Source organism: Haloferax chudinovii (genome assembly GCF_042663345.1).
GTDB lineage: Archaea > Halobacteriota > Halobacteria > Halobacteriales > Haloferacaceae > Haloferax > Haloferax chudinovii.
In genome coordinates, this window is record NZ_JBHTAB010000001.1 from 607,627 (window position 1) to 631,313 (window position 23,687).

Sequence of the window (23,687 nt, forward strand, 5' to 3'; positions counted from 1 at the left end):
TCCGTCTCGGGACCAACTGAGCTGACCGATGGGGACGACCGTTAGTTCGGTCGCCGCCGACATAACGCTTCGTGCCGCCGTGAAATCAACCCGCGAACCCGCCGACTTCGCGGCGGTCTCGTTTCGGGCGTCTTCTGTCAGTTTTCGTTACCAGAACGTGTCGCTACAGTCGTAGACGACCCCGTGTTCCGGGCAGACGTACTTACAGTGGCGGTGGTCCATCGACGTGCCGCAGAGGGGGCAGGGTCTGCCCTTCGGGGATTCGATGGCGCACGCGTTCCGTCCGGCGTCGTCGTCCATACGAGTTTTCGTAGGACGCGACCGACATATCCCTTACTGCTGTCGGCGGAGTCCGCAGTCGGCTCGGCCTCGTTCGGCCCGGTGGCGAGGGGGGACTCGGCACGTCCGGACGCCACCCGAGTTTGGGACGGAACTGGAACACCGCTCATGTGCGGTCGTCGCCGAGTCGGCCCCGTCGCGTCGAACAGCACCCGCGAGAATAATACCGCGCTCGACCAATCAGTCGAACGAACAGTCGATGGAGAAGACGCGCTGGTATCTGCTCACGGGTCACGGGCGGCGGAGAACGAAAAAACCGAGGCGCGGACGCCGTCGGAAGCGAACGACCGGGCGCGGTCGTCCGATGAAACCACGTAGCGTACCACGCGGCGAGTGCGGGGCCTCGACCGCGCGACGCTGTCGCAACTGCGTCTACCCGTTGTCGGAGCGCGTTGAACCGCTCTGGTTGTGGGTGGTGGGTGGGGGAGCGTTCGTTCGGTGAGAGACCGACGCGAACGGGAGGGTCTCTGACAACGGTGATTACCAGTTCGTTATCACCTGTCAAAGCTGTACCGGTAGTTCGGGAACCGTATCACCGGAGACGAAGCGAGTCGAATTCAGCCGTGAGGCGGCGTGTCGCCGCTCGTGCAGTCGGTCACTCGTCGCCGTCGCCGAACTTCGCGTACGGACTGCGGTGGGTGTTCCGAATCAGGTCCTCGTCGGAGACGCGGAGGCCCAACTCGTCTAACTCCTCGCCGATTCGGCTGAGATCGTCGCCGTCGACGCCGATGGCCCGAACCATGACGTTCCGCTCGCCGGTCATCACCTCCTGTACCTCGACGACGCCGGGGACCGCGGCGGCGGCCTCGGCTAGTTCCTCGCGCTCCGGAATCGGCGCCGTACAGACGATGAGCGTGTACAGCTGGTAGCCCGCGCGCTCGTAGTCCACGTCGGCGTGATAGCCGCGGAGCACCCCATCGGCTTCGAGCCGCTGGATGCGGTTCCGGACGGTGCTCGCCGAGGCGTCGAGTTCGTCGGCGATGTCGGTCGACGACGTGCGGCGCGCCTCCGCCTGCAACGTGTACAGTATCTGTCTGTCCAGCGCGTCGAGTTCTCGACCCGTCATTCGTCTGTCCGTCTGTCGCCCGTACCATTAACTCTCTCGGCCAGCAGTATCGGAACCACGGTTCAAATCGACTAATATTCGGCTTCCGATAAACTACTACATATAGCCTCGGACGGCCGGTGCTTTCTAACGGGTCGAGCGCCAACGGGCGTACCACCGACACAGATGAACCCAACAGAGATCGGCATACGCCTCGTCGCGGGGGCGCTACTCATCCTCACGAACGGTTTCTTCGTCGCTATCGAGTTCGCACTGACCCGCGCGCGGCAGTTCACCGAGTCCGAATTCATCGACGGGGATTCTCGACTCGAACGGGCCTGGGAGATGACCCAAGAGCTCGAACTGTATCTCACGACCTGTCAGGTCGGAATCACGGCGTCCAGCATCGCCGTCGGTATCGTCGCCGAGCCCGCGCTGGCGGCGCTGTTCGAACCGCTACTCGAACCGATTTTCGCCGGGACGACGCTCGCGACCGTCGGGGCCGGCGCGCTCATCGCCTACCTAATTATCAATCTCCTGCACCTCACCCACGGAGAGCAGACGCCGACGTACCTCGGCGTCGAGCGCTCCCGCATGGTCTGTCGCTACGGCGCGACGCCGCTCCACTGGTTCTACGTCGCCATCTCGCCCATCATCAAGTTCGGCGACTGGGTCGCCAAGTGGACGCTCAAACTCTTCGGCATCGAGATGTCGGGCGCGTGGCTCGAAACCGAGACCGACGTCATCGAGTCCCGCGGCCAACTCCGCGAGCGCCTGCACTCCCTGCTCGAAGAGGGCGAACTCCCCGAGGAGCGCCGCGACGAGGTGCTCAACGCGCTCGACGTGGACGAGCTCTCCATCAGCGAGATTATGATTCCCAGTACCGACATCGTCGCGCTCTCGACGGCGGCGACGCCCGGCGAGAACTTCGACCGGATTCGGAACACCCCACACACCCGCTTCCCGCTCGTCGGCGACTCGCTCACCGACTTCCGCGGCGTCGTCTACGCGCCCTCTATCATCGACAACTTCGAGGCGCTCCGGGCCGGCGAGCGCTCGTTCGAGGAAATCGCCGCGCCGACGATGACGCTCGCCGCCGACACGAACGTCAGCGACGCGTTCGACCAGTTCCAGGCCGAAGACCAGGAACTCGCGCTCGTCCTGCGAGACGGCGCGGTCGTCGGCCTGCTCACCGCGACCGACGCCCTCGAAGCGGTCATGGGCGAACTCGACGACCCGCTCGACTAACACGGCGGTCGTGGTTGCGGTCCCATGTGACAAGTCGGAGACTGACCGAAGAATCGGTCTCAACAGACTCGGTTGGGCCTTCGCTTCCGTCGACCCCCCGGGGGGTACGGGGGAATTGGAGGTCGACGGAAACACTCTTTTGAGTTCGGGCTGTACAGCGTTCTGTACCCGTGAATTCGGGACGGTTTCAGACGAACCCTTGTGGGGTTGAAGCTCCGCGAGAGCGGTCACGTAGCGGCTCCACTCGTTTCAGACGAACCCTTGTGGGGTTGAAGCGCTGAACACTCTGGCCTCGATGATGGCCTCGATGATGGTTTCAGACGAACCCTTGTGGGGTTGAAGCCGTCTCGGACGTACTCGACGCGCTGCTGGCGGGTGTTTCAGACGAACCCTTGTGGGGTTGAAGCGTCAGAAGAGGGTGCAGAGTGGCACCGTCAACACTGGTTTCAGACGAACCCTTGTGGGGTTGAAGCGCGCATCGCCTCGTCGACATCGCCCATCACGGCCACTGTTTCAGACGAACCCTTGTGGGGTTGAAGCCGGAACACGCGCCGGATCGGGAATGTGCCCGAAAGTGGTTTCAGACGAACCCTTGTGGGGTTGAAGCGCTCGCTGCTCGAAGAGAAGTTAGACACGCACTAGTTTCAGACGAACCCTTGTGGGGTTGAAGCCCCTAATGGTAGAAGGGACCGGAGGGATAGCGATAGTTTCAGACGAACCCTTGTGGGGTTGAAGCACTCGTAACCGTGGAGTAGGGCGCGTCCCGCCGGAGGTTTCAGACGAACCCTTGTGGGGTTGAAGCTACGACCAACAGAGCATGAGACGATGACCGAAAGTTTCAGACGAACCCTTGTGGGGTTGAAGCTCGTGAGTAGACACCGACGTACTGTGCGTCGATTTCAGTTTCAGACGAACCCTGGTGGGGTTGAAGCGGGGGGAGCCTGCCCCACCACAGGCACCTGAAACCGGTTTCAGACGAACCCTTGTGGGGTTGAAGCCTCGTCTTTGAGGTAGTTCGAGATGGACTGTCGACTCGTTTCAGACGAACCCTTGTGGGGTTGAAGCGAGCATCGTGATGTCGACATTACTCGCTGGCGGCCGGGTTTCAGACGAACCCTTGTGGGGTTGAAGCCTCGAAAGCGACCCTAACCTGATGACTCATACGAGTTTCAGACGAACCCTTGTGGGGTTGAAGCGATTCGTCAGCGCCAGTCATCGAGGGGGATGCGATTGGTTTCAGACGAACCCTTGTGGGGTTGAAGCCGCCTGCCGGCGAAGATGCTCAGTAGGCTCGACGGCGGTTTCAGACGAACCCTTGTGGGGTTGAAGCCGCGGCCTCGGCGCTGGCTACACGGACAGCATCGTGTTTCAGACGAACCCTTGTGGGGTTGAAGCGACTTTGGAGGTGGCGAGTTGCTAACAGTCATTGAGTTTCAGACGAACCCTTGTGGGGTTGAAGCGTACCACTACGATAACATCCGGATGGAGTACCCGTAGTTTCAGACGAACCCTTGTGGGGTTGAAGCCGGTGGTGACCACGACCGCGACGATCGCGACCAGGAGTTTCAGACGAACCCTTGTGGGGTTGAAGCCGAATGTGCCGAAACACGTCGGCTTCGCTACAATGTTTCAGACGAACCCTTGTGGGGTTGAAGCAGTACTGCCCGCGGAAGGACGAGGCCGACGACGAGTTTCAGACGAACCCTTGTGGGGTTGAAGCTCGCGTGCTGATACGTCTGTCCGAACGGCCACGCCTCGTTTCAGACGAACCCTTGTGGGGTTGAAGCACCGATGAGACGACGTCGGTCATGCCTGGCAACCCGGTTTCAGACGAACCCTTGTGGGGTTGAAGCGTTCGGGTCGGGGGAGACGGCGTCACCGGCTGGGTGTTTCAGACGAACCCTTGTGGGGTTGAAGCTTGGAACTCAACGAGACACTCGCGACGGGCATCCGGTTTCAGACGAACCCTTGTGGGGTTGAAGCTCACGAACCCGAGCCCGCTGTCGGACGACTACGGGTTTCAGACGAACCCTTGTGGGGTTGAAGCTGGTCCTCGACGACGTCATCAAAGAGCGCGGCGACGGCCGTTTCAGACGAACCCTTGTGGGGTTGAAGCGGTTGCGGACCGGCGATTGACTCGGTGAGATTCTGGGTTTCAGACGAACCCTTGTGGGGTTGAAGCACGTCGTCCGTGTCGTCGGCCTCGAGGACGTCACAGTTTCAGACGAACCCTTGTGGGGTTGAAGCACCATTAGACATCACCTTCAAACATCACGAACTCGTGTTTCAGACGAACCCTTGTGGGGTTGAAGCGTCCCGATGTCGAGTGTCGCACCAGCCGCACCAGCGTTTCAGACGAACCCTTGTGGGGTTGAAGCGACCACGAGCCAGCCGAAGTCATGAGCGAGATCGTAGTTTCAGACGAACCCTTGTGGGGTTGAAGCGCTCGCTGGCGTCCGCTCGAAGTTTGCGGGCCAGTTGTTTCAGACGAACCCTTGTGGGGTTGAAGCGTCGGCTCAGTCGCCCCGTCGATATTCGGGTACGGCGTTTCAGACGAACCCTTGTGGGGTTGAAGCCACGTCGTTTCTGCGGATTCAGACGTGTCCTCAAGTAGGGTTTCAGACGAACCCTTGTGGGGTTGAAGCAACGGAGGCGAGGCCTGATGGAGTGGATCATCGTCGTTTCAGACGAACCCTTGTGGGGTTGAAGCCTGACGCTCATCATCGCCGCGGTGGGCGTCTACCGTTTCAGACGAACCCTTGTGGGGTTGAAGCGCGTTCCGACTGAACCTCGGGGACGACCGGAAGCGGGTTTCAGACGAACCCTTGTGGGGTTGAAGCTTCGAGGCGAGTGACCCTCCACCGGCAGGTGTTGGTCGTTTCAGACGAACCCTTGTGGGGTTGAAGCCCGACGCGAGCGTAGGCTCGGGAGAGCTGATCGAGTTTCAGACGAACCCTTGTGGGGTTGAAGCACGCTCGATCTGTCGTGGGGTGACGCCGCGGATCTCGGTTTCAGACGAACCCTTGTGGGGTTGAAGCGCGTTGACCGAGACGGTCATCGCGTGGGTGAACGCGTTTCAGACGAACCCTTGTGGGGTTGAAGCAACGACCTGTCCGGGCGTCACTGTGCCCGTGGCAAGTTTCAGACGAACCCTTGTGGGGTTGAAGCGTCTGAAAATTGCTCTACGCGGCGTTAGGGGCTATTGTTTCAGACGAACCCTTGTGGGGTTGAAGCCTTCGAATCAGAATCAGTCATGTCCGTCCTGCCCGTTTCAGACGAACCCTTGTGGGGTTGAAGCATCGTGATGAAACTCGGCCCGTTCACCGGCTTCGGAGAGTTTCAGACAAACTTCTGTGGGGTTGAGTCTCGTTCGAGAGAACGGCCGTCACAACCGCCGGTGACGCGACAGCAGAGAGAACCATCGCTTCCAGTGGGAATCGGGAGATGGCGTCGCGACTCACGTTGTGGTTGTTTACGCGACTGAATCGAAGAATGCCCGGGGTGGGCTCCGAACCCACGATCTCCGCATGTCCCAGGTGCGAGGCCGGCATGACCTCGCGAGGGGCGGAGGCTTCCAAGGCGTTCCGCACCGATTGTGAAACCCTATGAGTGCGGCGCTATGTCCAGCTAAGCCACCCGGGCTCAACTTCCCGTTGTGTGCTGGTTGTATTTAAGCTTCTCATCTGCGGCGGCCACGGGCCGAGTCACCACGCCACTCGATTCGAGTCATCACCCGCGGATTTATGTCCCAACACCGGGTGCACACACGCATGAGCCAACCGGAGATCGTCCAGTCCGTCCTCGGAGAGGAAGACGTGGTAACGCGCGTCCACCTCGGGGGCGAGGACGAACTGTTTGTAACTCCGACGCGGACGCTCGTCTATCGGGCCGAAGGCCTCCTCTCGGACGAGTCCGTCGACGAATTCTCGCACGCCGCCGAACGACTGTCCGTCAAGGAGGGGCGACGAAAAGCGAAGATATCGCTCGACTACGGCCTCGACGGAAGCGAGACGTTCTCGCTGTCGGCGAAGCGACTCGACGACGCGCTCCAGCCCGTCGTCGAGGGCGTCCTCGCGGCCGCCGGCGTGACCGACGAAGACGGCGAGCGCCTGGTTCAGGCGTTCCGATTCAGCGAACTCACGTTCGTCATCACCGACGCACGCGTCGTCCGGCACATCGGAAGTGCGGTCTGGGACGAGGACTACGAGTCGTACCGCTTCGCCGACGTGACCGACCTCGAATTCGAGTCGGGAAGCGTCGCCACGACGGTCGTGCTCACCGTCGACGGCCGCCAAGAGCGGTTCAAGATTCCCAACGAGCAGGCGCGGCTCGTCCGCGAGAAACTCGCGCGGGCGCTGTGTGACTACCACGGCGTCGGTAGTCTCGAAGAGTTCCGCGTCCAGATGGAGAAAGCGCGGGCGACCGCCGAGTCCGCCGACACGGAGCGCGACAACACCGACTTCGGCGCGGGGCCCGACCCCCTGAGCGCGAACCCCGGCGAACTCTCCGACGAACCGTCGAACGCCACCCGCTCCGAGGGCGACGCGCCCGCCGAACCGAGCCAGCGGACCGCCCAGACCCAGTCCGTCGAGTCCGCGCCGGCGACCGGCGCGGTGGCGGAGGCGAAGGCGGCCGAGGCCGCGACGACTCAGTCGGCCACCGAATCGCCGGTCACCGAGCAGTCGGCCGGCAACGTCGCCGACGCCGGCGACCTCGGGTTCGAGGGGTCCGGCTTCGAATCGGCCGCCGACTCCGAGGCGGCCGGGGGCGACGGTTCGGACACCGACTACGCCGAACTCGCCGCCGAAATCGAGTCGCTCCGCGAGGTCGTCGAGGCCCAAAGCGAGCAGATTCGCTACCAGCAGGAGCTGGTCGAACAGCTCATCGAAGAACTCCGCCGCGGGCGGTAGCGCGGAACGTGGCCTCCGGGAACGCGGCCTCCGGCCCGGTCGCGACCGCCCGCGAGCGTCACTCCCGACCGAGCACTTTTCTGACACACGACGAGCCGAACGGCCCGAGTTCGCCGGACTCGAACCGCACGAAGTGGCCCGTCGAGACGGACGCGCCACAGCGGCGACAGTCGAAGTCGCCCTCGCGTTGGACGACCTGACTCTCGAACCGGACGAACGTGCCGCCGCGGTTGTGACGGATGCGGCCGCCGTCGCGCTCGATGATGCCGCGAAGCTCCGCCGCGTCGAGGATGTCGCGGGTGAGCGTCGGGTCCGTGGTGACCGTCTCGATGCGGTCGACAAGCTCTGCGAGAGAGAGTTCGTCGGCTTCGAGATGCGCGAGGAGGTCGAGCGCGAGTTCGACGCGCTCGTCGCGTGTGGGCTCGGTCACGGTTCGGGAGCCAATCGAATCGGAGCGGGCTAAAGCCCTCCGAAGCACAAAGCGTTTGGTCGCCGCGCGACGACGAACCGCAGAGCTTCCGTGCCCCGTCCGCGTCTCGCCGCCGGCCTCGCGCTCGCGGCCGTCGTCGCCGGTCTCCTGCTCGCGTCGCCAGCCACCGTCATCTCGCGCGCGGCGTGGGTCGCCGCGGACCCCGTGCGACTCGTCGTCGTCGTGAGCGCGCTCGCGGTCGTGCGCCCGCTTCTCGCGTGGCCGACGACGCTTCTCGCGCTCGTCGTCGGCTACGGCCTCGGACCCGCCGGCGTGCCGTTGGCGCTGGCGCTCATCGTCCTCACGAGCGTCCCGCCGTACCTCTTCGCGCGGCGCTACCGGGGCACCACCAGACTCGCCGCGGTCGGCGAGCGGACGGTCGAACAGACGGGGTCGGTGACGGGCGTGGCCGCGAGCCGTCTGTTGCCGATCCCCTCCGACGTGGTGTCGGTGGCGGCGGGCGTCGCCAACGTCCGACTCGGCGCGTTCGCGCTCGGGACCGCCGTCGGCGAACTCCCGTGGGCCGTCGCGGGCGTCATCGCCGGCGCGTCGGTCGAGACGCTCACGACGGAGTCACTGGCCGCGGCCGTCCGCCCGGAGTTCGTCGTCCTCGCCGCCGTCGCGGGCGTGTCGATGCTCGTGCCGACTGCGTACCGTCGCTACCGAGGCGAGTCGGGCGCGTAGGGGAACGCGAAAGAAAACCGAACCGAGCGTGCGGGTGGTGACCTATTCTAACAGCGACTCGCCGGTCATCGCGGCCGGCTGGTCGACGTCGACGAGTTCGAGGAGAGTCGGCGCGATGTCGCACAGCGAGCCACCCTCGCGGACGGTTCGGCCGCCCGAAAGCGGGTGGTCGGGGTCGACTTCGGCGTGCTCGCCCTCGGGGTCGTTCTCCGCGGCCGCCTCGTCGTCGCGGTCGGCCGCGAGGTAGACGAACGGGACGGGGTTGAACGTGTGGGCCGTGTGGGGGTCGTCTTCGGTGCCCATGTCGTCGGCGTTGCCGTGGTCGGCGGTGATACAGACGTGACCGCCGTGGGCGCGGACGCTCTCGACGAGCCGCCCGAGCTGTTCGTCGACGGCCTCGACCGCTTCGATGGCGGCCTCGTAGTCGCCGGTGTGGCCGACCATGTCGGGGTTGGCGTAGTTGAGCACCATCACGTTCGGGTCGTCGGACTCGATGATGCCGATGGCCGTGTCTGTGAGCTCCACCGCGGACATCTCGGGTTGGAGGTCGTAGGTCGGCACGTCGGGGCTCTCGACGATGTTCCGAATCTCGCCGTCGAACTCGACCTCGCGGCCGCCGTTGAGGAAGTAGGTGACGTGGGGGTACTTCTCCGATTCGGCCATGCGCAACTGCGTCATGTCCGCCCCGGCGAGCACCTCGCCGAGCGTGTCCTCGGGCTGTTCCGGCGGGGAGGCGACAGAGACGTCGAACGTCTTGTCGTACTGCGTCATCGTCGTCATGAGAATCTCCGGCGGCGTCGTCTCGAACTCCCAGACGGGCTCGATGTCGCAGAGCATCCGCACGAGCTGTCGCGCGCGGTCGGCGCGGAAGTTGAAGAAGACGACCGAGTCGCCGTCTTCGAGCGCGGGCGCGTCGTCGACGACGGTCGGCTCGACGAACTCGTCGGTGTCGCCGCGGTCGTACGACTCGGTGACGGCGTCGACGGCGGTGTCGGCGGTCCACTCCGCCTCGCGCTCGACGATGGCGTCGTAGGCGCGCTTGGTGCGCTCCCAGTTCTGGTCGCGGTCCATCGCGTAGTAGCGCCCGGAGACGGTGGCGACCCCGCCGGTTCCCTGCTCTTCGGCGACGGCTTCGAGGTCAGAGAGGTATTCCTCGCCGCCGGTGGGGCTGGTGTCGCGGCCGTCGGTAAAGGCGTGGGTGACGGCCTCGACGCCGCGGCCGGCGGCGAGTTCGATGAGCGCGTGGAGGTGCTGTTGGTCGGAGTGGACGCCGCCGTCGGAGACGAGACCCATGAGGTGGACGCGCCCGCCGTGTTCGTCGGCGTGGTCGTAGGCGGCCGTGATGGCCTCGTTCTCGAAGAACGAGCCGTCGTCGATGCTGTCGCCGATGCGGGTGTACGCCTGCTTGACGACCCGACCGGCCCCGATGTTGAGGTGGCCGACCTCGCTGTTGCCCATCTGGCCGTCCGGGAGGCCGACGCGCCGGCCGTCGACGATGAGCGTCCCGAACGCGCCCGCGTCGCGGTAGCGGTCGAAGTTCGGCGTGTCCGCCGCCTTGATGGCGTCGCGGCGGTCGTGGTCGCCGAGTCCCCACCCGTCGAGGATAATGAGTGCTGCGTCCATACGTCGCCGTTCGGCGCGCCGGGGTAACTTTCCTTTGCTCCCGACATGGGATGACAACGTATCGCGTACGGAGGGGGAGGGACCTCGAATCGCCGGCGGACGGCCGTCGGCCGCGACGCCCCCACCGTGACGCCCGCACCGTGACGCCCCCACCCCGACGGCCTTTTCTTTCGGCGCGCCGTCGAACTCGGCGATGGGTCTGCGCGATTTCGACCTCGACGCGGCGCTCGACGACTGGACGGAGTACTACCTCGGAAACGGCCCGAGCCTCGTCGTCTTCCTCGTCCTCAACGCCGCCGCGTTCCTCGTCGGGGTGAGCTTCTACGTCCACTCCGACCCCGCGCTCTCGGACCTGCCGACGTTTCTCTACCCGCTTTTCGGCGACTCGCCGACCGCCCTCGCGCTGATGACGCTTTCGGCCGCGACACTGCTTCCGAACCTCGGTCGCCGCGTCGCCGACGCGCCCGTCAACCGGCCGCTCGCGTACCTCCACACCCTCGCGTTCGTCTGGCTCGTCAAGTACGGCGTCTGGACGGTCGTCGCGCTCAACCTCCGGCCCGACCTCTACGTCGGCTTCTCCGGGGCCGCGCTCTGGGACTACTGGGGCATCATGCTCACCCACGCGGGCTTTCTCGCGCTCGCGCTCGTCGTCCCGCGCTACGGGGCGACCACGAAGGGCGCACTCGGGTTCGCCCTCGTCCTCGCGCTCGTCAACGACGTGTTCGACTACGGCCTCGGCTACTACCCGCCGTTGAAGTACGAGGCGGGGGCGCTCCTCGCGGGTATCACCGTCGCCCTCTCGTTCCTCGCGGTGGTGCTCGCGTCGCGGGCGTTCGACCACCTCTCGGACCCCCCGGAGACGGCCCCGTGAGCGCCCCGCGAGTCGCAATCGCTAATCGCACGACGGCGTTGAGACTCACATGAGTCAGGCTTTTCCCCACCGGCAGTCTATGACCTCGTAATGGACTCCGCGGTACTGCTCGACCTACTCGGGAACGAAAACCGCCGGCGCATCCTGCGGTTGCTCTCGCACAAACCGTGCTACGTCACCGAGATAAGCGAGTACCTCGGCGTCAGCCCCAAGGCCGTCATCGACCACCTCCGAAAGCTGGAGGACGCGGGGCTCATCGAGTCGCGCACCGACGACCAGCGGCGCAAGTACTTCCACATCTCGCGGAACCTCCGACTGGAGGTGAACGTCTCGCCGTACGGGTTCGGCGCGAAAAGCGCCTACCCACCGAGTCCGAGCCTCGACATGGCCGGGCGCTGTCCGCACGTGACGCTCGAAGTCGAGAACGCCGGCACCGACAACGTCTCGGAATTGGCGCGCGAACTCGGGAAACTGGAGGAACTCGACAACGAACTCTCCTTGGCCCAGCGGTGGGTGCAGGGCCGCATCACCGACGTGCTCGACCGCCTCAACGACCGCCTCGGCGTCGACGCCGACAGCCGCTTTTACGCGGAGATTCTGGCCGCGCTCGCCAACGGGTCGGACACCGTCCGCGGCGTCGCGAAGGACCTCAACGCAGACCCCGCGGTCGTCGACAGCGCGCTCCACCACCTCGCCGAGGGCGGCCTCGTCGCCCACAACGGGGACCGCTGGCGAATCGACTGACGGCTACAGCTCCTGTGTCAGGCCCGTCCGGAGGTCGCGGCCGAAGTAGTGACCGACCAGCCCCGCGAGCCCGCCGCTCGCCGCGCCGACGCCCGCGATGGCGACGCCGTAGTCCGCGAGCAACTGCACCGCGAAGGGCGCGAACACGGCGAACAGCGTCGAGAGGACGAACGCGAGGCCCGCGGCGATTGCGCCCGCGAGCACGACCTCCGTGTAGCGTCGCTTCGACCCGACGAGTCCGAGGAGGAAGCCGGCGGCGGCGATGCCGGCGAACCGGCCGATAAAGCCGACGATGGGAATCGCGCCGCCGACGAGGAGTCCGCCGACGGAGAGCAGGAGCGCCGCGAGGAACGCGCGCGGGGAGAACAGCCCGCCGAGGCGACCGCCGCCGGACGACGCCGACGCGCTGGTCTGCGTCGCGTCGTCGCGGTCGCGGGTCAATCCGGAGAGCACGTCGTCGACGGACTGCTCAGACTCTTTCTGGTCCGACCGTTGCATGCGTACAGGGTCGCGGGCGAGCCTGATGGCTCTTGTGCCGGTGAGTCAGCCGCGGTGACCGTTCGCGTCGCGTGACGGTGCGCCGCCCGTCTCGGAGCTACGCGTTGCGGCCGAGGATGACGTACAGGACGAGTCCCAAAAGCGGCGCGAGGAAGACGACGACGGCCCAGAGGAACGCCGGGTGACTGCTGTTTCGCTTCGCGTCGCGGTACGTCCACACCACCATCCCGAGGAACAGGAGGAAAAACAGCAGGCCGATTACGAGCGCACCCGCGCCGCCCGACTGGAGGAGTATCGTGGGGAGCATACGCGGGCTGACGTACGGTCGGCTAAAATGTCTTGTGCCAGTCATATCGTGGGAGATGACATCTCATTCGTTGCACCCGGCCGGTTCGGTTCAACTCCGGTCGTCGTACCGAGTAGCGAGCGACGCGAGTTACTCGGCGTTTTTGGTCCAGATTTTTGCCGTGAGTGGGTCGCCTCCGGCGACCCCGAGGAGGAAAAAGGTGGAATGGTGGGTTTGAAGTCTTCCCCCGCGGTATCCCGCGATATGAACGCAGGGGACCGCGTCCGCGTCACCCGCGCGGACGTCACGAACGAAGGCGTGCTCATGCCGTCTTCCACCGAGGACCACCTCGTCGTCAAGCTCGGCGGCGGGTACAACGTCGGCATCGCCCGCGAGGGAGCCGACGTGGACGTGCTCGAAACCGACGTGTACGACATCGAAGACGCACAGTCCGAGGGCGACGGCACCTCCGAAATCGAGTTCGACGACGACCTCCCGACCGTCTCGCTCATCTCCACCGGAGGGACCATCGCCTCGACGGTCGACTACCGCACGGGCGCGGTGACCGCGCAGTTCGACGCCGAGGACGTGCTCCGAGCCGTCCCCGACCTCGCGGGGCGGGCGAACTACCGCGGGCGCGTCGTCGCCAACATCCTCTCGGAGAACATGACGACCGACGTGTGGGTCGACCTCGCCGAGGCCATCGCCGAGGAAATCGAGGCCGGGGCCGACGGCGTCGTCGTCATGCACGGCACCGACACGATGCAGTTCTCCGCGTCGGCGATGTCGTTCATGCTCGACACGCCCGTGCCCATCGTCTTCACGGGCAGTCAGCGCTCGGCGGACCGGCCCTCCTCGGACAACGTGATGAACGCCGTCTGCGCCGTCGAGGCCGCGAAGGCCGACGCCGCCGAGGTCATGGTCTGCATGCACGCCTCGGAGTCCGACGACGTCTGCGCGCTCCACGAGGGGACGCGCGTCCGAAAGAGCCACACCTCTCGGCGCGACGCGTTCGAGACCGTCGGCGCGAAGCCGCTCGGCGAGGTCGACTACGAGGCCGAGGAGGTCACGTTCCGCCGCGACTACGCCCCCCGCGGCGAGGCCGACCTCGCGCTCCACGCCGACCTCGAAGCCGACGTGGAACTCGTGAAGTTCACGCCGGGGATGGACCCCGCGGCGCTCGACTACCTCGACGGGAAGGCCGGCGTCGTCATCGAGGGGACGGGCCTCGGCCACGTCCACACCGACCTCATCCCGCGGTTCGAGGAGCTCGTCGACGACGGCACGGTCGTCGCCATGACCTCGCAGTGTCTCGAAGGCCGCGTCTGCGACCGCGTCTACGACACCGGCCGCGACCTGCTCGACGCCGGCGTCGTCGAGGCGGGCGACACGCTCCCCGGCACGGCGAAGGTGAAGTTGCTGTGGGCGCTCGCCAACGTCGCCGACCCGACGGGCGCGATGGGTCGGAACCTCGAAGGCGAACTGACCCAGCGCTCGGTCCCGTGGGAGTGAGCTGATGGAGATTCGACCCGCGCGGCCCGAGGACTACGACGCGGTCGCCGCGTTCACCCGCGACACGTGGGCCGACCGCGGGGTGTCGGACTACCTCCCCGACATCTACCACGACTGGATTACCCCCGGCGAGTTGGAGCGGGCGACCCTCCTCGTCGATATGGGCGAGGAGACGCCCTCCGACGACGTTGCCGCCATCGCGCAGGTCGTCATGCTCTCGGCGTACGAAGGCTGGGCGCAGGGCATGCGCGTCGCGCCCGACTACCGCGAGCAGGGGCTCGCGACCCGGCTCTCGCACGCGCTTCTCGACTGGGCGCGCGAGCGCGGGGCGCGCCGCGTCCGCAACATGGTCCACTCGTGGAACGTCCCGAGCCTCGGCACCACCCGCACGGCCGGGTTCGACCCCGGCGTCGAGTTCCGGTGGGCGATGCCCGACCCCGACCCGACCGCCGACCCGGAGACGGCCGTCGGCGACGACGCCGACGCCGCGTGGGCCTATTGGACCGGCTGTGAGGCCCGCACCGCGCTGTCGGGGCTCGCGCTCGACCCCGTCGAGTCGTGGGCGCTCTCCGAGCTGACCCGCGAGCGCCTCCACGACGCCGCGGACGACGGCCGACTGTTCGTCGTCGGCGACGACCGCGCGACCGGCTTCACCTATCGCAACCGGAGCTTCGCCCGCGAATCCGACGACGGGGACGAAGAGACGTGGGCCGAGTACGCGGTCGCCGCGTGGGACGACGCGCCGGCCTGTGGGTCGCTGTTGGACGCCGTCCGCCGCGACGCCGCTTCGGTCGGCGCGGACCGGACGCGCGTCCTGTTCCCCGAGCGCGTCGACTGGGTCTCCGACGCGTCGCTCGCCCGGAGCGACCTCGCCGAGGAGCCGACGTTCGTCATGGAAGCCGACGTCTCCTGACGGGCGCGCAGGTCGCCGTTTTCGACGACCGGCCGAACGCCGGTCAGTTCCAGTCGACGCCGCGGACTTCGAAGCGCGCCCCGCCGAGTTCCGAGTCCACCACGTCGAACTGCCAGCCGTGCAGGTCGGCGATTCGTCGCGCCGTCGGGAGATGCGGGGAGTCGTAGTCGACGCCGAGCAACTGGGTCACATCCGGGGTCGCCGCCGCGCGCTCTTCCGGGGACGGGTGGGGGCCGTCGTCGTCGATGTAGAACCCGTCGGCAGTCGTTCCCACGACGACGCTGAACGACGGGCCGGGCGACGCGTTCCGCTCGTAGCAGTTCGTGAGCACCGCGACCAGAAAGAGCCCGAACAGGTGGGTATCGGCCAAGAGCGACCCGTCGCCGACGACCCGAATCGAGCCGTCGTCGCCGCCGTCGAGCGACGCGACGGCCTGTGCTTGCGCGACGTGCTCGCGGAAGTCTACCGGCGCGAGGTCGAGCGTGCTCGGTTGTTCGGCGATGCCGATGCCCCACTCGACGAGCGATGCGATGCGCGAGAGGTTCTCGGAGAGCGCGACCGCGTCGTCGCCGCCGACTGCGGCGAGTCGTTCGGCCGACTTGGTGGCCGTTGCGAGCTGGGCTTTGAGTTCCGAGGCGAGCACGCTGACGAGCGCCGCGAGGTGCTCGTTTTTCTCGTTGACCTGCAGTTCCGTGAGCCGTCTGTCGGTGATATCGAGGTGGACGACGAGCGCGAAGGTCCCGTGTCTCGGCGTGTCTACCGCGACGACGCGGAGCGCGAACCACCGGAACACCGTTGGCGAGTGACACGGGTACTCGGCGGTGAAGAGGTCGCGGTCGCCGCGGAGTACCGCGCGGATGCCGTCGGCGACGACGCCCGCGAGTTCGTCGGTCTCACGGGCCGCATCGCACACCGTGAGATAGTTGACACCCGTCGAATCGGGGTCGCCGTCGTAGTCGTTCGCGTCGGCGAACGCCCGCCACGCCCGGTTCGTGTAGACGATGTCGCCACGCCTGTCGAGGAGCGCAATCGTCGCCGGAAACTCTTCGAACCCGCGTTCGATGAGCGAGACGTCGTCCATCACAGAGTATACGCTAGGAATCCGTTTGACAGTTTCTACCACCTCGGTCTGAAATGCGCGTCGCGTCGCTCGTGGCGCGAGGTATCTGAAAATCGGTGTTCGACCGCCGACGGTCGGGGTGCAATCGACCGGGGCGTCGAGAGTCGGAGGCCGGGTCGGTCGCGGTCGCGGTGGTCAGTCCGAGGGGGCGACTCGGGGCTTAGGCTCGTTTCCCTCCGCACCCGCCATGGCGAGCACGTCGTCGAAGAAGCCGAGCGAGTCGTGGGGACCGGGGTGGGCTTCGGGGTGGTACTGGCGCGTGATGACGCCCAGTTCCTCGCTGGCGAGGCCCTCCGCGGTGTCGTCGTTGACGTTGACCTGCGTCACGTCGAGTTCGTCGCCGGGGTCGGCGACGGTGTAGCCGTGGTTCTGGGTCGTCATGACGACCTTGCCGGTCTGGAGGTCGCGGACGGGCTGGTTGACGCCGCGGTGGCCGAAGGCCATCTTCTCGGTGGTACCGCCGAGCGCGCTGGCGACGATCTGCTGGCCGAGGCAGATGCCAGCCAGCGGGACATCGCCGGCGAACTCCTCGACGAGTTCGCGCGTCGCGGTGTAGTTCTCGGGGTCGCCGGGGCCGTTCGAGATGAAAAGCACGTCGGGGGCGAGCGCGGTCACGTCCTCGGCGTCCGCGTCGTAGGGGAGCACGTGGACCGTCGCGCCGCGGTCGACGAGGGAGTCCACGATGGAGCCCTTCGCGCCGCAGTCGACGAGCGCGACGGTGGTGTCGCCGTCGCCCTCGAACGTCGTCAGTTCGGTCGTGGTGACCTGCGCGCCGATATCGACGTGCTCGCTCATGCCCTTACACTGTGCGAGTTCCGCCTTCGCGTCCTCGGGCGTCACGTCCTCGCCGACGGCGATTCCGACCTTCATCGCGCCCTCCTCGCGGATGGACGTGACGAGGTCGCGCGTGTCGAGGTGGTCGACCGCCGGAACGTCCTCGTCTGCGAGCCAGTCGACGACCTCCTCCGTGAACTCGCGTGCGACGGCCGCCCGAGGGTGGACCCGGTCGGACTCGAATCGCTCGGCTCGGACGCCGTAGTTCCCGATGAGGGGGTACGAGAAGGTGAGAACTTGTTCTTCGTACGAAGGGTCGGTCAGACTCTCTTCGTATCCCGTATATGCGGTTGTGAACACCAGTTCACCGCGTGTGCGCCCCGGAACACGGCCACGCGCTTCGACCACGCGTCCGTCTTCCAGCGCCAGATAGGCGTCCGACATTACGAGAAACGAACGGAACACGGGTGCATAAGTGTTGCTTTCGAAGTCGAGTTACGAAATTCGTAATCGGTAAGTCGCTGGGGGGGACACGTGGTGTATGGACGAGCTTGACCGACGCATCCTCGATATCCTTCGACGGGACGCTCGGACCCCCAACACGGAGATTGCCGACGAGGTCGGGACCTCCGAGGGGACCGTCAGAAACCGCGTCGAGCGGTTGGTCGAGGAGGGCGTCATCGAGCGCTTTACGATTTCGACCCGCACGGGGAACCTGAAGGCGATGATAGAGGTGACCGTCGCGGTCGACGTCGACACCAACGACGTCTCCGAGCTGATGGCCGACTGGAAGGACGTGGACTTCGTCTGGCAGGTCTCCGGCGAGGAGGACATCGTCCTCGTCGTCGACGCCGCCGACACCCGCGCCGTCAACGACCTCATCACTCGCGCCCGCGAGCACGACGACGTGAAGAGCACCAAAACCCGCCTGATTCTCGACGAGCGACTCGGCTGACGGCGCGCCGCCGACCCGTGGTCCGCGATTCGCATCGAAGCTTAGTTGACCCCCGACTCCGACGGAAGTCACATGAGCAACGCAGCGGCCGACGAGGCTACTGAACTCCACAAGAACGCAGCGCAGGACGTCATCGCCGTCGACGCCGACGACAACGCGGAGGGGACGGTCAACCGACTCGACGCCCACACGGGCGACGGCATCCGCCACCGCGCGTTCACCTGCCTCGTGTTCAACGAGGAGGGACAGCTACTCCTCGCCCAGCGCGCCCCCGACAAGCGCCTGTGGGACACCTCCTGGGACGGCACCGTCGCCTCCCACCCCGTCGAGGGCCAGACCCAAGCGGAGGCCACCGAAGAGCGCCTCGAAGAGGAACTCGGCATCACGCCCGACCAGTACTCCGACCTCCGCGTCACGGACAAGTTCGAGTACAAGCGCTACTACGAGAACGCCGGCCTCGAATGGGAGGTCTGTGCCGTCCTGAAGGTCACGCTCGAAGACACCTCGCTCGACCCCGACGAAGACGAGATTGCGGGCATACTCTGGGCGGATTACGAGCACCTCCACGACCACCCCGAGTGGTACCGCCAACTGCGCCTCTGCCCGTGGTTCGAAATCGCCATGCGCCGTGACTTCGAGTAGGCTCTCGCTCGCATCCGACGCGCGGGATTCGATGCTCTCGCACGCCCGCGAGGGTGCCGCCCGCGACCCGCCCGCAGAGGTTTGTGGCGTCCTCGCCGGCGACCGCGACGCGCGCACCGTCACCGCCGTCCACCCCGTTTCGAACGTCGCAGACGAACCGCGCGTCGCCTACGAACTCGACCCCGAGGAGACGGTTTCGATTCTCGAAGCGGTCGAATCGTCCGGCGGCGACGCGGTCGGCTTCTACCACTCGCACCCCGAGTCCGACCCCGTGCCGAGCGCGACCGACCGAGCACAGGCCTCGTGGCCGGGGTACGTCTATCTCATCTGCTCGCCCGACGGCCGGCTGACCGCCCACGAGTGGACCGGTGACGAGTTCCGCGAACTCGCCGTCGCGGTCGAGTGACTCGGTCTTCGGCCAGTCGCCGTCGAGTGACCTAGCATCCCTCTGACCGGTCGCCGTCGCGCGACCCGCCGCCGGCGCGCTTCGGTGAGAATAACCGCCCCGAGTTCTCACACACCCGTATGCAACCCGACCGCTACGACGACCTCGACGGACAGGTCGCGCTCGTCACCGGCGCGAACCGAGGCATCGGCCGCCAGATAGCCGAGAACCTCCGCGACCGCGGCGCGACGGTGTACGCGGGGTCCCGAAGTGTCGCGAACGAGACGCCCGAGGGCACCGAGCGGGTCCTCCTCGACGTGACCCAAGAGGGCGACATCGAGGAGGTCGTCGACGGCGTCTTCGCCGACCAGAGCCGACTCGACATCCTCGTCAACAACGCCGGCGTCGGCGGCGAGGGCGAGGACATCGTCGCCGAGCCGACCGAGCGAATCGACCGCACCCTCGGCGTCAACCTCCGCGGGCCGATGCTCCTGTGCAAGCACGCGATTCCCCTCCTCCTCCAGTCCGACGGCGGCCGCGTCGTCAACGTCTCCTCCGGCATGGGCGCGCTCGGCGAGGAACAGTCCGGCGGGTCGCCCGCGTACCGAATCTCGAAGACCGGCCTCAACGGACTCACCGCCTATCTGGACGGCCAGTACGGCGACGACGGCCTCATCGCCAACTCGGTGTGTCCCGGCTGGGTCCGCACCGACATGGGCGGCGAGGAGGCCACCCGGCCCGTCGAGAAGGGTGCGGAGACGCCGACGTGGCTCGCCACGTTCAAGCCCGGCGCGCCCTCGGGGAAGTTCTGGCGCGACAAGGAAGTCATCGACTGGTAAGCGACCGACGCCTCGCCGCCGCGACCCTCACGTCACGCCGCCGCTCTGGCTCTCGAACGCCTCGTATTCTTTTTCGTCCAGAATCTCGCGCAGGTGTTCGACCGACCGGTACACGTCCTCGAAGCCGACGTAGGCCGGTGCGGGAGCCACGCGGACGACGTTCGGCCGGCGGAAGTCCACGACGACGCCCCGCTCTTTGAGCGCGAGGCTGATGCGGTACGCCTCGGGGTGTTCGACCGCGACGTGGCCGCCGCGGGCCGCGGGGTCTCGCGGGGTGCCGACCTCGCAGTCGGGCAGTCGCTCGTCCACGAGGTCGATGAGGTAGTCCGTGAGCGCCAGCGACTTCTCGCGGAGGGCGACCACGCCGCCGGCGTCCTCGACGATATCGAGCGCGCCGTCGAGGGGGGCCGCCGACAAAACCGGGACCGTCCCAGACTGGAACGCGCCGGCGGACTGCGCCGGTTCGTAGGTCATCGCCATGTCGAACTGCGTCTCCTTGTCGTTGCCCCACCAGCCGGCGAGCGCGGGCGTGACGCCGAAGTGCCGCTCGTTGACGTAGAGCCCGGCGATGGAGCCGGGCCCGGCGTTGAGGTACTTGTAGTGACACCAGACGGCGAAGTCGACGCCCACCTCGGAGAGCCGGTGCGGGACCGCGCCGACCGAGTGCGCGAGGTCGAACCCGGCCAGCGCGCCGGCCTCGTGAGCCGCCTCGGTGATGGTCTCGATATCGAACAGCTGGCCGCTCCGGTAGAGGACCGAGGGGAGAAACACCATCCCCACGTCGCCGTCGATGGCGTCGAGCACGTCCTCGGTCTCGATGGTCCGCCCGTCGCGGCTCTCGACCACGCGAAGCGCCTCGTCGGGGTCGCGGCCGGCCGCCCGGAGTTGCGCGCGAACCGCGTAGTGGTCCGTCGGGAAGTCGAGGTCGTCGACGACGATTCGCTCGCCGCGGGCGGGGTCGTAGAACGTCCCGACGAGCGCGTGGATGTTGACCGTCGTGGAGTTGGCGACGACGACCTCGTCGGGGGTCGCGCCGACGAGCGGGGCGAGTCGCTCGCCCAGTCGCTCGCCGTAGCTGAACCACTCGGGGTCGGCGTCGGTCCACCCGCGGATGGCGAGGTCGCGCCACTCGTCGACGACGCGGTCGAGCGCCGCTTCGGCGTCGACAGAGAGCGGGCCGAGCGAGTTGCCGTCCAGATACAGTTCGCCCTCGGGGACGAAAAAGCGGTCGCGGAGGTCCGAAAGCGGGTCCGCCGCGTCCATCTCGCGGGCGGCGTCGACGGTGAAGTCGCCGAGGTCGTCGGAGTCGTCGGGGTCGTCGGGGTCGCCGGAGTCGGTCATACGAGTCTCGAAGCGCCCGCGCGACAAGTAGGTGCGCGGCCCGCGCTGGAACCCGAGTATCGAGTCCGCTTATTCGGCGTCGGCCGCTGACGACTCTGCTTCGCGGGCGAGTCGGTCGTAGGCGGCCCACGAGGGGTCCACGTCGGGGTGTTCGATGCGCTCGCCGTCGACGACGACGCCCTCGCCCGCGACGACGGTGCCGGCGACGCCGACGGGGGTGCCGCGGGCGTCGAGCGCGGCGACCACGTCGTCCGTGACCGAGGGGTCCGTGGCGACGACGAGCGACCCGGCGGTGGTCGAGCGCCACGGGTCGATGCCGAGGGACTCGCAGGTCTCGCGGACGCCGGGACGAAGCGGGATACTCGACTCGTCGATTTCGAGTTGGACGCCCGCGCTCTCGGCGATTTCGTTGAGCGCGCCGTGGACGCCGCACTCAGTGGCGTCGTGCATGGCGTGGACGCCGCGGCCGCCGGCGGCCGAGACGGTCATCGCGTCGCGGACGGCGTCCGTCTCGTCGAGTCGGGCCTGCGCGGCCGCGAGCACGTCGGCGTCGAGGTCGGAAAAGGCGTCGGGAAAGAGGGTCGTCAGGAGGCCGGTCGCCTCGACGCCCGGCCCCTTCGTCACGAGCACGTCGTCACCGGGTTTCGCGCCGTCCGGGCGGACCACGTCCTCGTGGTCGCCGACGGCGAGGGCGGTCGCGCCGCCGACCCACGGGTACGAACAGCCGGCGTAGCGGGCGGTGTGACCGGTGACGATGCTGACGCCGAGGTCGTCGGCCTCGTCGTGCATCGCGCCCCAGAGTTCGGCGAACTGCTCGTCGGTCATTTCGGGCGGGAGCGTGAAGGAGACGGCGAGATGCGAGGGGTCCAGCCCCGAGACGGCGATGTCCGAGAGGACGATGTCGATGGCGAACCGCCCCGCGCGCTCGAACCCGAGCGCGGGGAGCACGGAGACGGGGTCGGTCGCGATGGCGACGGCGGTGCCGTCGATGTCGAGGAGGCCGAAGTCGACGCCGTGGGTCGGGCCGAGCGCCACGTCGTCGCGGGGCGCGCCCAACCGCGGGTAGATGTACTCGTCGAAGAACTCGCGGTCGACCTTTCCGAGGTCGGTCATACGCGACCTCCGGGGGCCGCGAGTAAGAACGTACTCATCCGCCGCCGAGGCCGGGGCCGATTGTGGTCTCGGTCTCGGTCTCGGTCTCTGTCTCGGTCTCGGCGCGGGTCGCGCTCGACCGATTCGTCGTCGCGGCCGCTCGCCGGTCGAAAGGTGGGACGGTCCCCCGTCCCTGCTCATGAAGAGACGCGGAGACGGTACGAAGGGGCATGGAAAGTCCCACCACCGGACTGCTCCCGCGTCGGTTCGACCTGAACGCCGGACGTACAAGAACCTCGCTAAGTTCCCTCGATGGACCTATATAGCTCCACTGAGTCGGCGGAGAATACTGCCGGTTCGTCGGAATCGACCGCCGACAGTCAGACCGGGCGGTTGCCCGCTTCGTCGGGGGTGTTGTTCGGCGTCCGCCACGCGTCGTCGAGGTGTTCGACGACCGCGCGGGCGACGGCGACCGGCTCCTCGTGGTGGACCCAATGGGTGGCCTCGTCGAACGTCTTGAGGTGGCCGTCCTCGCAGAACGCGAGGCTCTCGCGCGCCATCTTCGGCCGGAGGAACCTGTCTTTGCTCCCCCAGACGACGAGCGTCGGCGGTTCGACCGTCTCGGCGCGGGGGCGCGGGCGCTCGCGGACGACCGCGCGGTACCAATCCACCATCGAGCCGTAGGCTCCGGGCACCGACCACGCGGCGCGGTAGTGGTCGAGGTCGGTCGACGAGAACGTGCCGGGGAGCGCCGAACCGGTCAGCGCCCGCTCCAGGACGGCCCAGTCGCCGACGGGCGTAACGAGTTCGGGAAGCTTCGGAAGCTGGAAGAACAGGACGTACCAGCTCCGGAGCTGTTGGGCCGGGTCGCGCCGGAGGTGGCGGGCGAACACCGCGGGGTGCGGGAGGTTCATCGCGGTGAGCGAGCGCACCCGGTCCGGGTGGTGGAGCGCGGTCCACCACGCCACCGCCCCGCCCCAGTCGTGGCCGACGACGTGCGCCTTCTCGTGGCCGAGCGCGTCCGCGACGCCGACCACGTCGCCGGCGAGTTCGTCGATGCTGTACCACTCGACGCCCGAGGGGCGGTCGCTCAGGTTGTAGCCGCGCTGGTCGAGCGCGACGACCCGATAGCCCGCCTCGGAGAGCGGACGGAGGTAGTCCGCCCACGCGTACCAACACTCCGGGAAGCCGTGGAGGAGCACGACGAGGTCGCCGTCTTCCGGCCCGGCTTCGACCGCGTGGAGCGTGACCTCGCCGACCTCGATACGACGGCTCGCCGCCTCGACGGGGAGTTCCACGTCGTCGCGCGACAGCCCCGATTGCTTCGCCATACTCACCGCTACGGCGGCGAGGGACAAATGTGCCGCGGCGGCGGGCGGCCGTCGTCTGCGAGAACG

General features: G+C 67.0%; 23 protein-coding genes, 1 tRNA gene and 1 CRISPR repeat array. Of the genes, 11 read left to right on the top strand and 13 right to left on the bottom strand.

The annotated features are described in order from the left end of the window. Positions 1–147 precede the first annotated feature (147 nt). Together ACFQI8_RS03155 and ACFQI8_RS03160 are read right to left on the bottom strand one after the other, a co-directional pair. On the bottom strand, positions 148–300 hold the full coding sequence (locus tag ACFQI8_RS03155) for an HVO_2523 family zinc finger protein (RefSeq protein WP_390242754.1): 153 nt from the start codon (positions 298–300) through the stop codon (positions 148–150). Positions 301–934: 634 nt separating this feature from the next. After that, the gene (locus ACFQI8_RS03160) at positions 935–1,405 is read right to left on the bottom strand and encodes an Lrp/AsnC family transcriptional regulator (protein ID WP_390242755.1); all 471 of its coding nucleotides are present in this window, start codon (positions 1,403–1,405) and stop codon (positions 935–937) included. 165 nt (positions 1,406–1,570) lie between these two features. Here ACFQI8_RS03160 and ACFQI8_RS03165 point away from each other — a divergent pair, with 165 nt between their 5' ends. Next, a complete protein-coding gene (locus ACFQI8_RS03165) occupies positions 1,571–2,632 on the top strand; it encodes a CNNM domain-containing protein (protein WP_390242756.1) in 1,062 nt (353 codons plus the stop codon). Between the two features lie 184 nt (positions 2,633–2,816). Continuing rightward, positions 2,817–5,998: a CRISPR direct-repeat array (repeat unit 30 nt; unit sequence GTTTCAGACGAACCCTTGTGGGGTTGAAGC). 127 nt (positions 5,999–6,125) lie between these two features. On the opposite strand, the gene ACFQI8_RS03170 is transcribed toward ACFQI8_RS03165, so the two are convergent. After that, a tRNA-Met gene (locus ACFQI8_RS03170) sits at positions 6,126–6,274 on the bottom strand. A 128-nt stretch (positions 6,275–6,402) separates the two neighbouring features. Here ACFQI8_RS03170 and ACFQI8_RS03175 point away from each other — a divergent pair. Further along, positions 6,403–7,542, top strand: a complete 1,140-nt coding sequence (locus tag ACFQI8_RS03175) for a DUF7115 domain-containing protein (RefSeq protein WP_390242757.1) — start codon at positions 6,403–6,405, stop codon at positions 7,540–7,542. A gap of 58 nt (positions 7,543–7,600) precedes the next feature. Here the strand turns inward: ACFQI8_RS03175 and ACFQI8_RS03180 are convergent, their stop codons facing one another. After that, on the bottom strand, positions 7,601–7,972 hold the full coding sequence (locus tag ACFQI8_RS03180; RefSeq protein WP_390242758.1) for a DUF5830 family protein: 372 nt from the start codon (positions 7,970–7,972) through the stop codon (positions 7,601–7,603). A gap of 90 nt (positions 7,973–8,062) precedes the next feature. Here ACFQI8_RS03180 and ACFQI8_RS03185 point away from each other — a divergent pair, with 90 nt between their 5' ends. Beyond that, complete coding sequence (locus ACFQI8_RS03185) at positions 8,063–8,695, top strand: TVP38/TMEM64 family protein (protein ID WP_390242759.1); 633 nt, start codon at positions 8,063–8,065, stop codon at positions 8,693–8,695. 42 nt (positions 8,696–8,737) lie between these two features. Here ACFQI8_RS03185 and gpmI read toward each other — a convergent pair whose 3' ends face one another. Beyond that, on the bottom strand, positions 8,738–10,318 hold the full coding sequence (gpmI, locus tag ACFQI8_RS03190; protein ID WP_390242760.1) for a 2,3-bisphosphoglycerate-independent phosphoglycerate mutase: 1,581 nt from the start codon (positions 10,316–10,318) through the stop codon (positions 8,738–8,740). Between the two features lie 193 nt (positions 10,319–10,511). Here gpmI and ACFQI8_RS03195 point away from each other — a divergent pair, with 193 nt between their 5' ends. Further along, positions 10,512–11,189: a DUF1405 domain-containing protein gene (locus ACFQI8_RS03195; RefSeq protein ID WP_390242761.1), complete on the top strand. Its 678-nt coding sequence runs from the start codon at positions 10,512–10,514 to the stop codon at positions 11,187–11,189. A 90-nt stretch (positions 11,190–11,279) separates the two neighbouring features. Next, on the top strand, positions 11,280–11,933 hold the full coding sequence (locus tag ACFQI8_RS03200; RefSeq protein ID WP_390242762.1) for an ArsR/SmtB family transcription factor: 654 nt from the start codon (positions 11,280–11,282) through the stop codon (positions 11,931–11,933). A 3-nt stretch (positions 11,934–11,936) separates the two neighbouring features. Here ACFQI8_RS03200 and ACFQI8_RS03205 read toward each other — a convergent pair whose 3' ends face one another. Next, the gene (locus tag ACFQI8_RS03205) at positions 11,937–12,431 is read right to left on the bottom strand and encodes a hypothetical protein (protein ID WP_390242763.1); all 495 of its coding nucleotides are present in this window, start codon (positions 12,429–12,431) and stop codon (positions 11,937–11,939) included. A gap of 97 nt (positions 12,432–12,528) precedes the next feature. Beyond that, positions 12,529–12,738 (bottom strand): PLDc N-terminal domain-containing protein, encoded by a 210-nt coding sequence (locus ACFQI8_RS03210; protein ID WP_390242764.1) that lies wholly within the window; start codon positions 12,736–12,738, stop codon positions 12,529–12,531. Between the two features lie 243 nt (positions 12,739–12,981). Here ACFQI8_RS03210 and gatD point away from each other — a divergent pair, with 243 nt between their 5' ends. Together gatD and ACFQI8_RS03220 are read left to right on the top strand one after the other, a co-directional pair. Further along, complete coding sequence (gene gatD, locus ACFQI8_RS03215) at positions 12,982–14,229, top strand: Glu-tRNA(Gln) amidotransferase subunit GatD (protein ID WP_390242765.1); 1,248 nt, start codon at positions 12,982–12,984, stop codon at positions 14,227–14,229. Positions 14,230–14,233: 4 nt separating this feature from the next. Further along, complete coding sequence (locus ACFQI8_RS03220; protein WP_390242766.1) at positions 14,234–15,142, top strand: GNAT family N-acetyltransferase; 909 nt, start codon at positions 14,234–14,236, stop codon at positions 15,140–15,142. A gap of 43 nt (positions 15,143–15,185) precedes the next feature. Here the strand turns inward: ACFQI8_RS03220 and ACFQI8_RS03225 are convergent, their stop codons facing one another. Further along, a complete protein-coding gene (locus ACFQI8_RS03225) occupies positions 15,186–16,223 on the bottom strand; it encodes a PAS domain-containing sensor histidine kinase (RefSeq protein ID WP_390242767.1) in 1,038 nt (345 codons plus the stop codon). Between the two features lie 174 nt (positions 16,224–16,397). Next, on the bottom strand, positions 16,398–17,480 hold the full coding sequence (carA, locus tag ACFQI8_RS03230; protein WP_390242768.1) for a glutamine-hydrolyzing carbamoyl-phosphate synthase small subunit: 1,083 nt from the start codon (positions 17,478–17,480) through the stop codon (positions 16,398–16,400). A 97-nt stretch (positions 17,481–17,577) separates the two neighbouring features. On the opposite strand from carA, the gene ACFQI8_RS03235 reads away from it, so the two are divergent. The 4 genes from ACFQI8_RS03235 (at position 17,578) to ACFQI8_RS03250 (ending at position 19,857) form a co-directional block, all read left to right on the top strand. Beyond that, complete coding sequence (locus tag ACFQI8_RS03235; protein WP_390242769.1) at positions 17,578–17,991, top strand: Lrp/AsnC family transcriptional regulator; 414 nt, start codon at positions 17,578–17,580, stop codon at positions 17,989–17,991. 72 nt (positions 17,992–18,063) lie between these two features. Next, complete coding sequence (locus ACFQI8_RS03240; protein WP_390242770.1) at positions 18,064–18,633, top strand: NUDIX hydrolase; 570 nt, start codon at positions 18,064–18,066, stop codon at positions 18,631–18,633. Next, positions 18,620–19,039 (top strand): desampylase, encoded by a 420-nt coding sequence (locus ACFQI8_RS03245; RefSeq protein ID WP_390242771.1) that lies wholly within the window; start codon positions 18,620–18,622, stop codon positions 19,037–19,039. The genes ACFQI8_RS03240 and ACFQI8_RS03245 overlap by 14 nt, the downstream gene beginning before the upstream one ends. Positions 19,040–19,158: 119 nt before the next feature. Next, a complete protein-coding gene (locus ACFQI8_RS03250) occupies positions 19,159–19,857 on the top strand; it encodes an SDR family NAD(P)-dependent oxidoreductase (protein ID WP_390242772.1) in 699 nt (232 codons plus the stop codon). Between the two features lie 27 nt (positions 19,858–19,884). Here the strand turns inward: ACFQI8_RS03250 and kynU are convergent, their stop codons facing one another. The 4 genes from kynU to ACFQI8_RS03270 all read right to left on the bottom strand — a co-directional run bounded on the left by kynU (position 19,885) and on the right by ACFQI8_RS03270 (position 23,621). Then, positions 19,885–21,198: a kynureninase gene (gene kynU, locus ACFQI8_RS03255; protein ID WP_390242773.1), complete on the bottom strand. Its 1,314-nt coding sequence runs from the start codon at positions 21,196–21,198 to the stop codon at positions 19,885–19,887. 69 nt (positions 21,199–21,267) lie between these two features. After that, on the bottom strand, positions 21,268–22,311 hold the full coding sequence (locus ACFQI8_RS03260) for a HypE family hydrogenase expression/formation protein (protein ID WP_390242774.1): 1,044 nt from the start codon (positions 22,309–22,311) through the stop codon (positions 21,268–21,270). A 34-nt stretch (positions 22,312–22,345) separates the two neighbouring features. Beyond that, the gene (locus ACFQI8_RS03265; protein ID WP_390242775.1) at positions 22,346–22,522 is read right to left on the bottom strand and encodes a hypothetical protein; all 177 of its coding nucleotides are present in this window, start codon (positions 22,520–22,522) and stop codon (positions 22,346–22,348) included. Between the two features lie 148 nt (positions 22,523–22,670). Continuing rightward, positions 22,671–23,621: an alpha/beta fold hydrolase gene (locus ACFQI8_RS03270; RefSeq protein WP_390242776.1), complete on the bottom strand. Its 951-nt coding sequence runs from the start codon at positions 23,619–23,621 to the stop codon at positions 22,671–22,673. Positions 23,622–23,687 lie beyond the last annotated feature (66 nt).

Coding starts and splice junctions, on each gene's coding strand:
- ACFQI8_RS03175 (WP_390242757.1), top strand. CDS start 6,403: ATGAGCCAACCGGAGATCGTCCAGTCCGTCCTCGGAGAGGAAGACGTG.
- ACFQI8_RS03195 (WP_390242761.1), top strand. CDS start 10,512: ATGGGTCTGCGCGATTTCGACCTCGACGCGGCGCTCGACGACTGGACG.
- ACFQI8_RS03155 (WP_390242754.1), bottom strand. CDS start 300: ATGGACGACGACGCCGGACGGAACGCGTGCGCCATCGAATCCCCGAAG.
- ACFQI8_RS03260 (WP_390242774.1), bottom strand. CDS start 22,311: ATGACCGACCTCGGAAAGGTCGACCGCGAGTTCTTCGACGAGTACATC.
- ACFQI8_RS03265 (WP_390242775.1), bottom strand. CDS start 22,522: ATGCCCCTTCGTACCGTCTCCGCGTCTCTTCATGAGCAGGGACGGGGG.
- ACFQI8_RS03235 (WP_390242769.1), top strand. CDS start 17,578: ATGGACGAGCTTGACCGACGCATCCTCGATATCCTTCGACGGGACGCT.
- ACFQI8_RS03240 (WP_390242770.1), top strand. CDS start 18,064: ATGAGCAACGCAGCGGCCGACGAGGCTACTGAACTCCACAAGAACGCA.
- ACFQI8_RS03220 (WP_390242766.1), top strand. CDS start 14,234: ATGGAGATTCGACCCGCGCGGCCCGAGGACTACGACGCGGTCGCCGCG.
- gpmI (WP_390242760.1), bottom strand. CDS start 10,318: ATGGACGCAGCACTCATTATCCTCGACGGGTGGGGACTCGGCGACCAC.
- ACFQI8_RS03225 (WP_390242767.1), bottom strand. CDS start 16,223: ATGGACGACGTCTCGCTCATCGAACGCGGGTTCGAAGAGTTTCCGGCG.
- ACFQI8_RS03205 (WP_390242763.1), bottom strand. CDS start 12,431: ATGCAACGGTCGGACCAGAAAGAGTCTGAGCAGTCCGTCGACGACGTG.
- gatD (WP_390242765.1), top strand. CDS start 12,982: ATGAACGCAGGGGACCGCGTCCGCGTCACCCGCGCGGACGTCACGAAC.
- ACFQI8_RS03160 (WP_390242755.1), bottom strand. CDS start 1,405: ATGACGGGTCGAGAACTCGACGCGCTGGACAGACAGATACTGTACACG.
- ACFQI8_RS03200 (WP_390242762.1), top strand. CDS start 11,280: ATGGACTCCGCGGTACTGCTCGACCTACTCGGGAACGAAAACCGCCGG.
- ACFQI8_RS03270 (WP_390242776.1), bottom strand. CDS start 23,621: ATGGCGAAGCAATCGGGGCTGTCGCGCGACGACGTGGAACTCCCCGTC.
- kynU (WP_390242773.1), bottom strand. CDS start 21,198: ATGACCGACTCCGGCGACCCCGACGACCCCGACGACTCCGACGACCTC.
- ACFQI8_RS03250 (WP_390242772.1), top strand. CDS start 19,159: ATGCAACCCGACCGCTACGACGACCTCGACGGACAGGTCGCGCTCGTC.
- ACFQI8_RS03165 (WP_390242756.1), top strand. CDS start 1,571: ATGAACCCAACAGAGATCGGCATACGCCTCGTCGCGGGGGCGCTACTC.
- ACFQI8_RS03210 (WP_390242764.1), bottom strand. CDS start 12,738: ATGCTCCCCACGATACTCCTCCAGTCGGGCGGCGCGGGTGCGCTCGTA.
- carA (WP_390242768.1), bottom strand. CDS start 17,480: ATGTCGGACGCCTATCTGGCGCTGGAAGACGGACGCGTGGTCGAAGCG.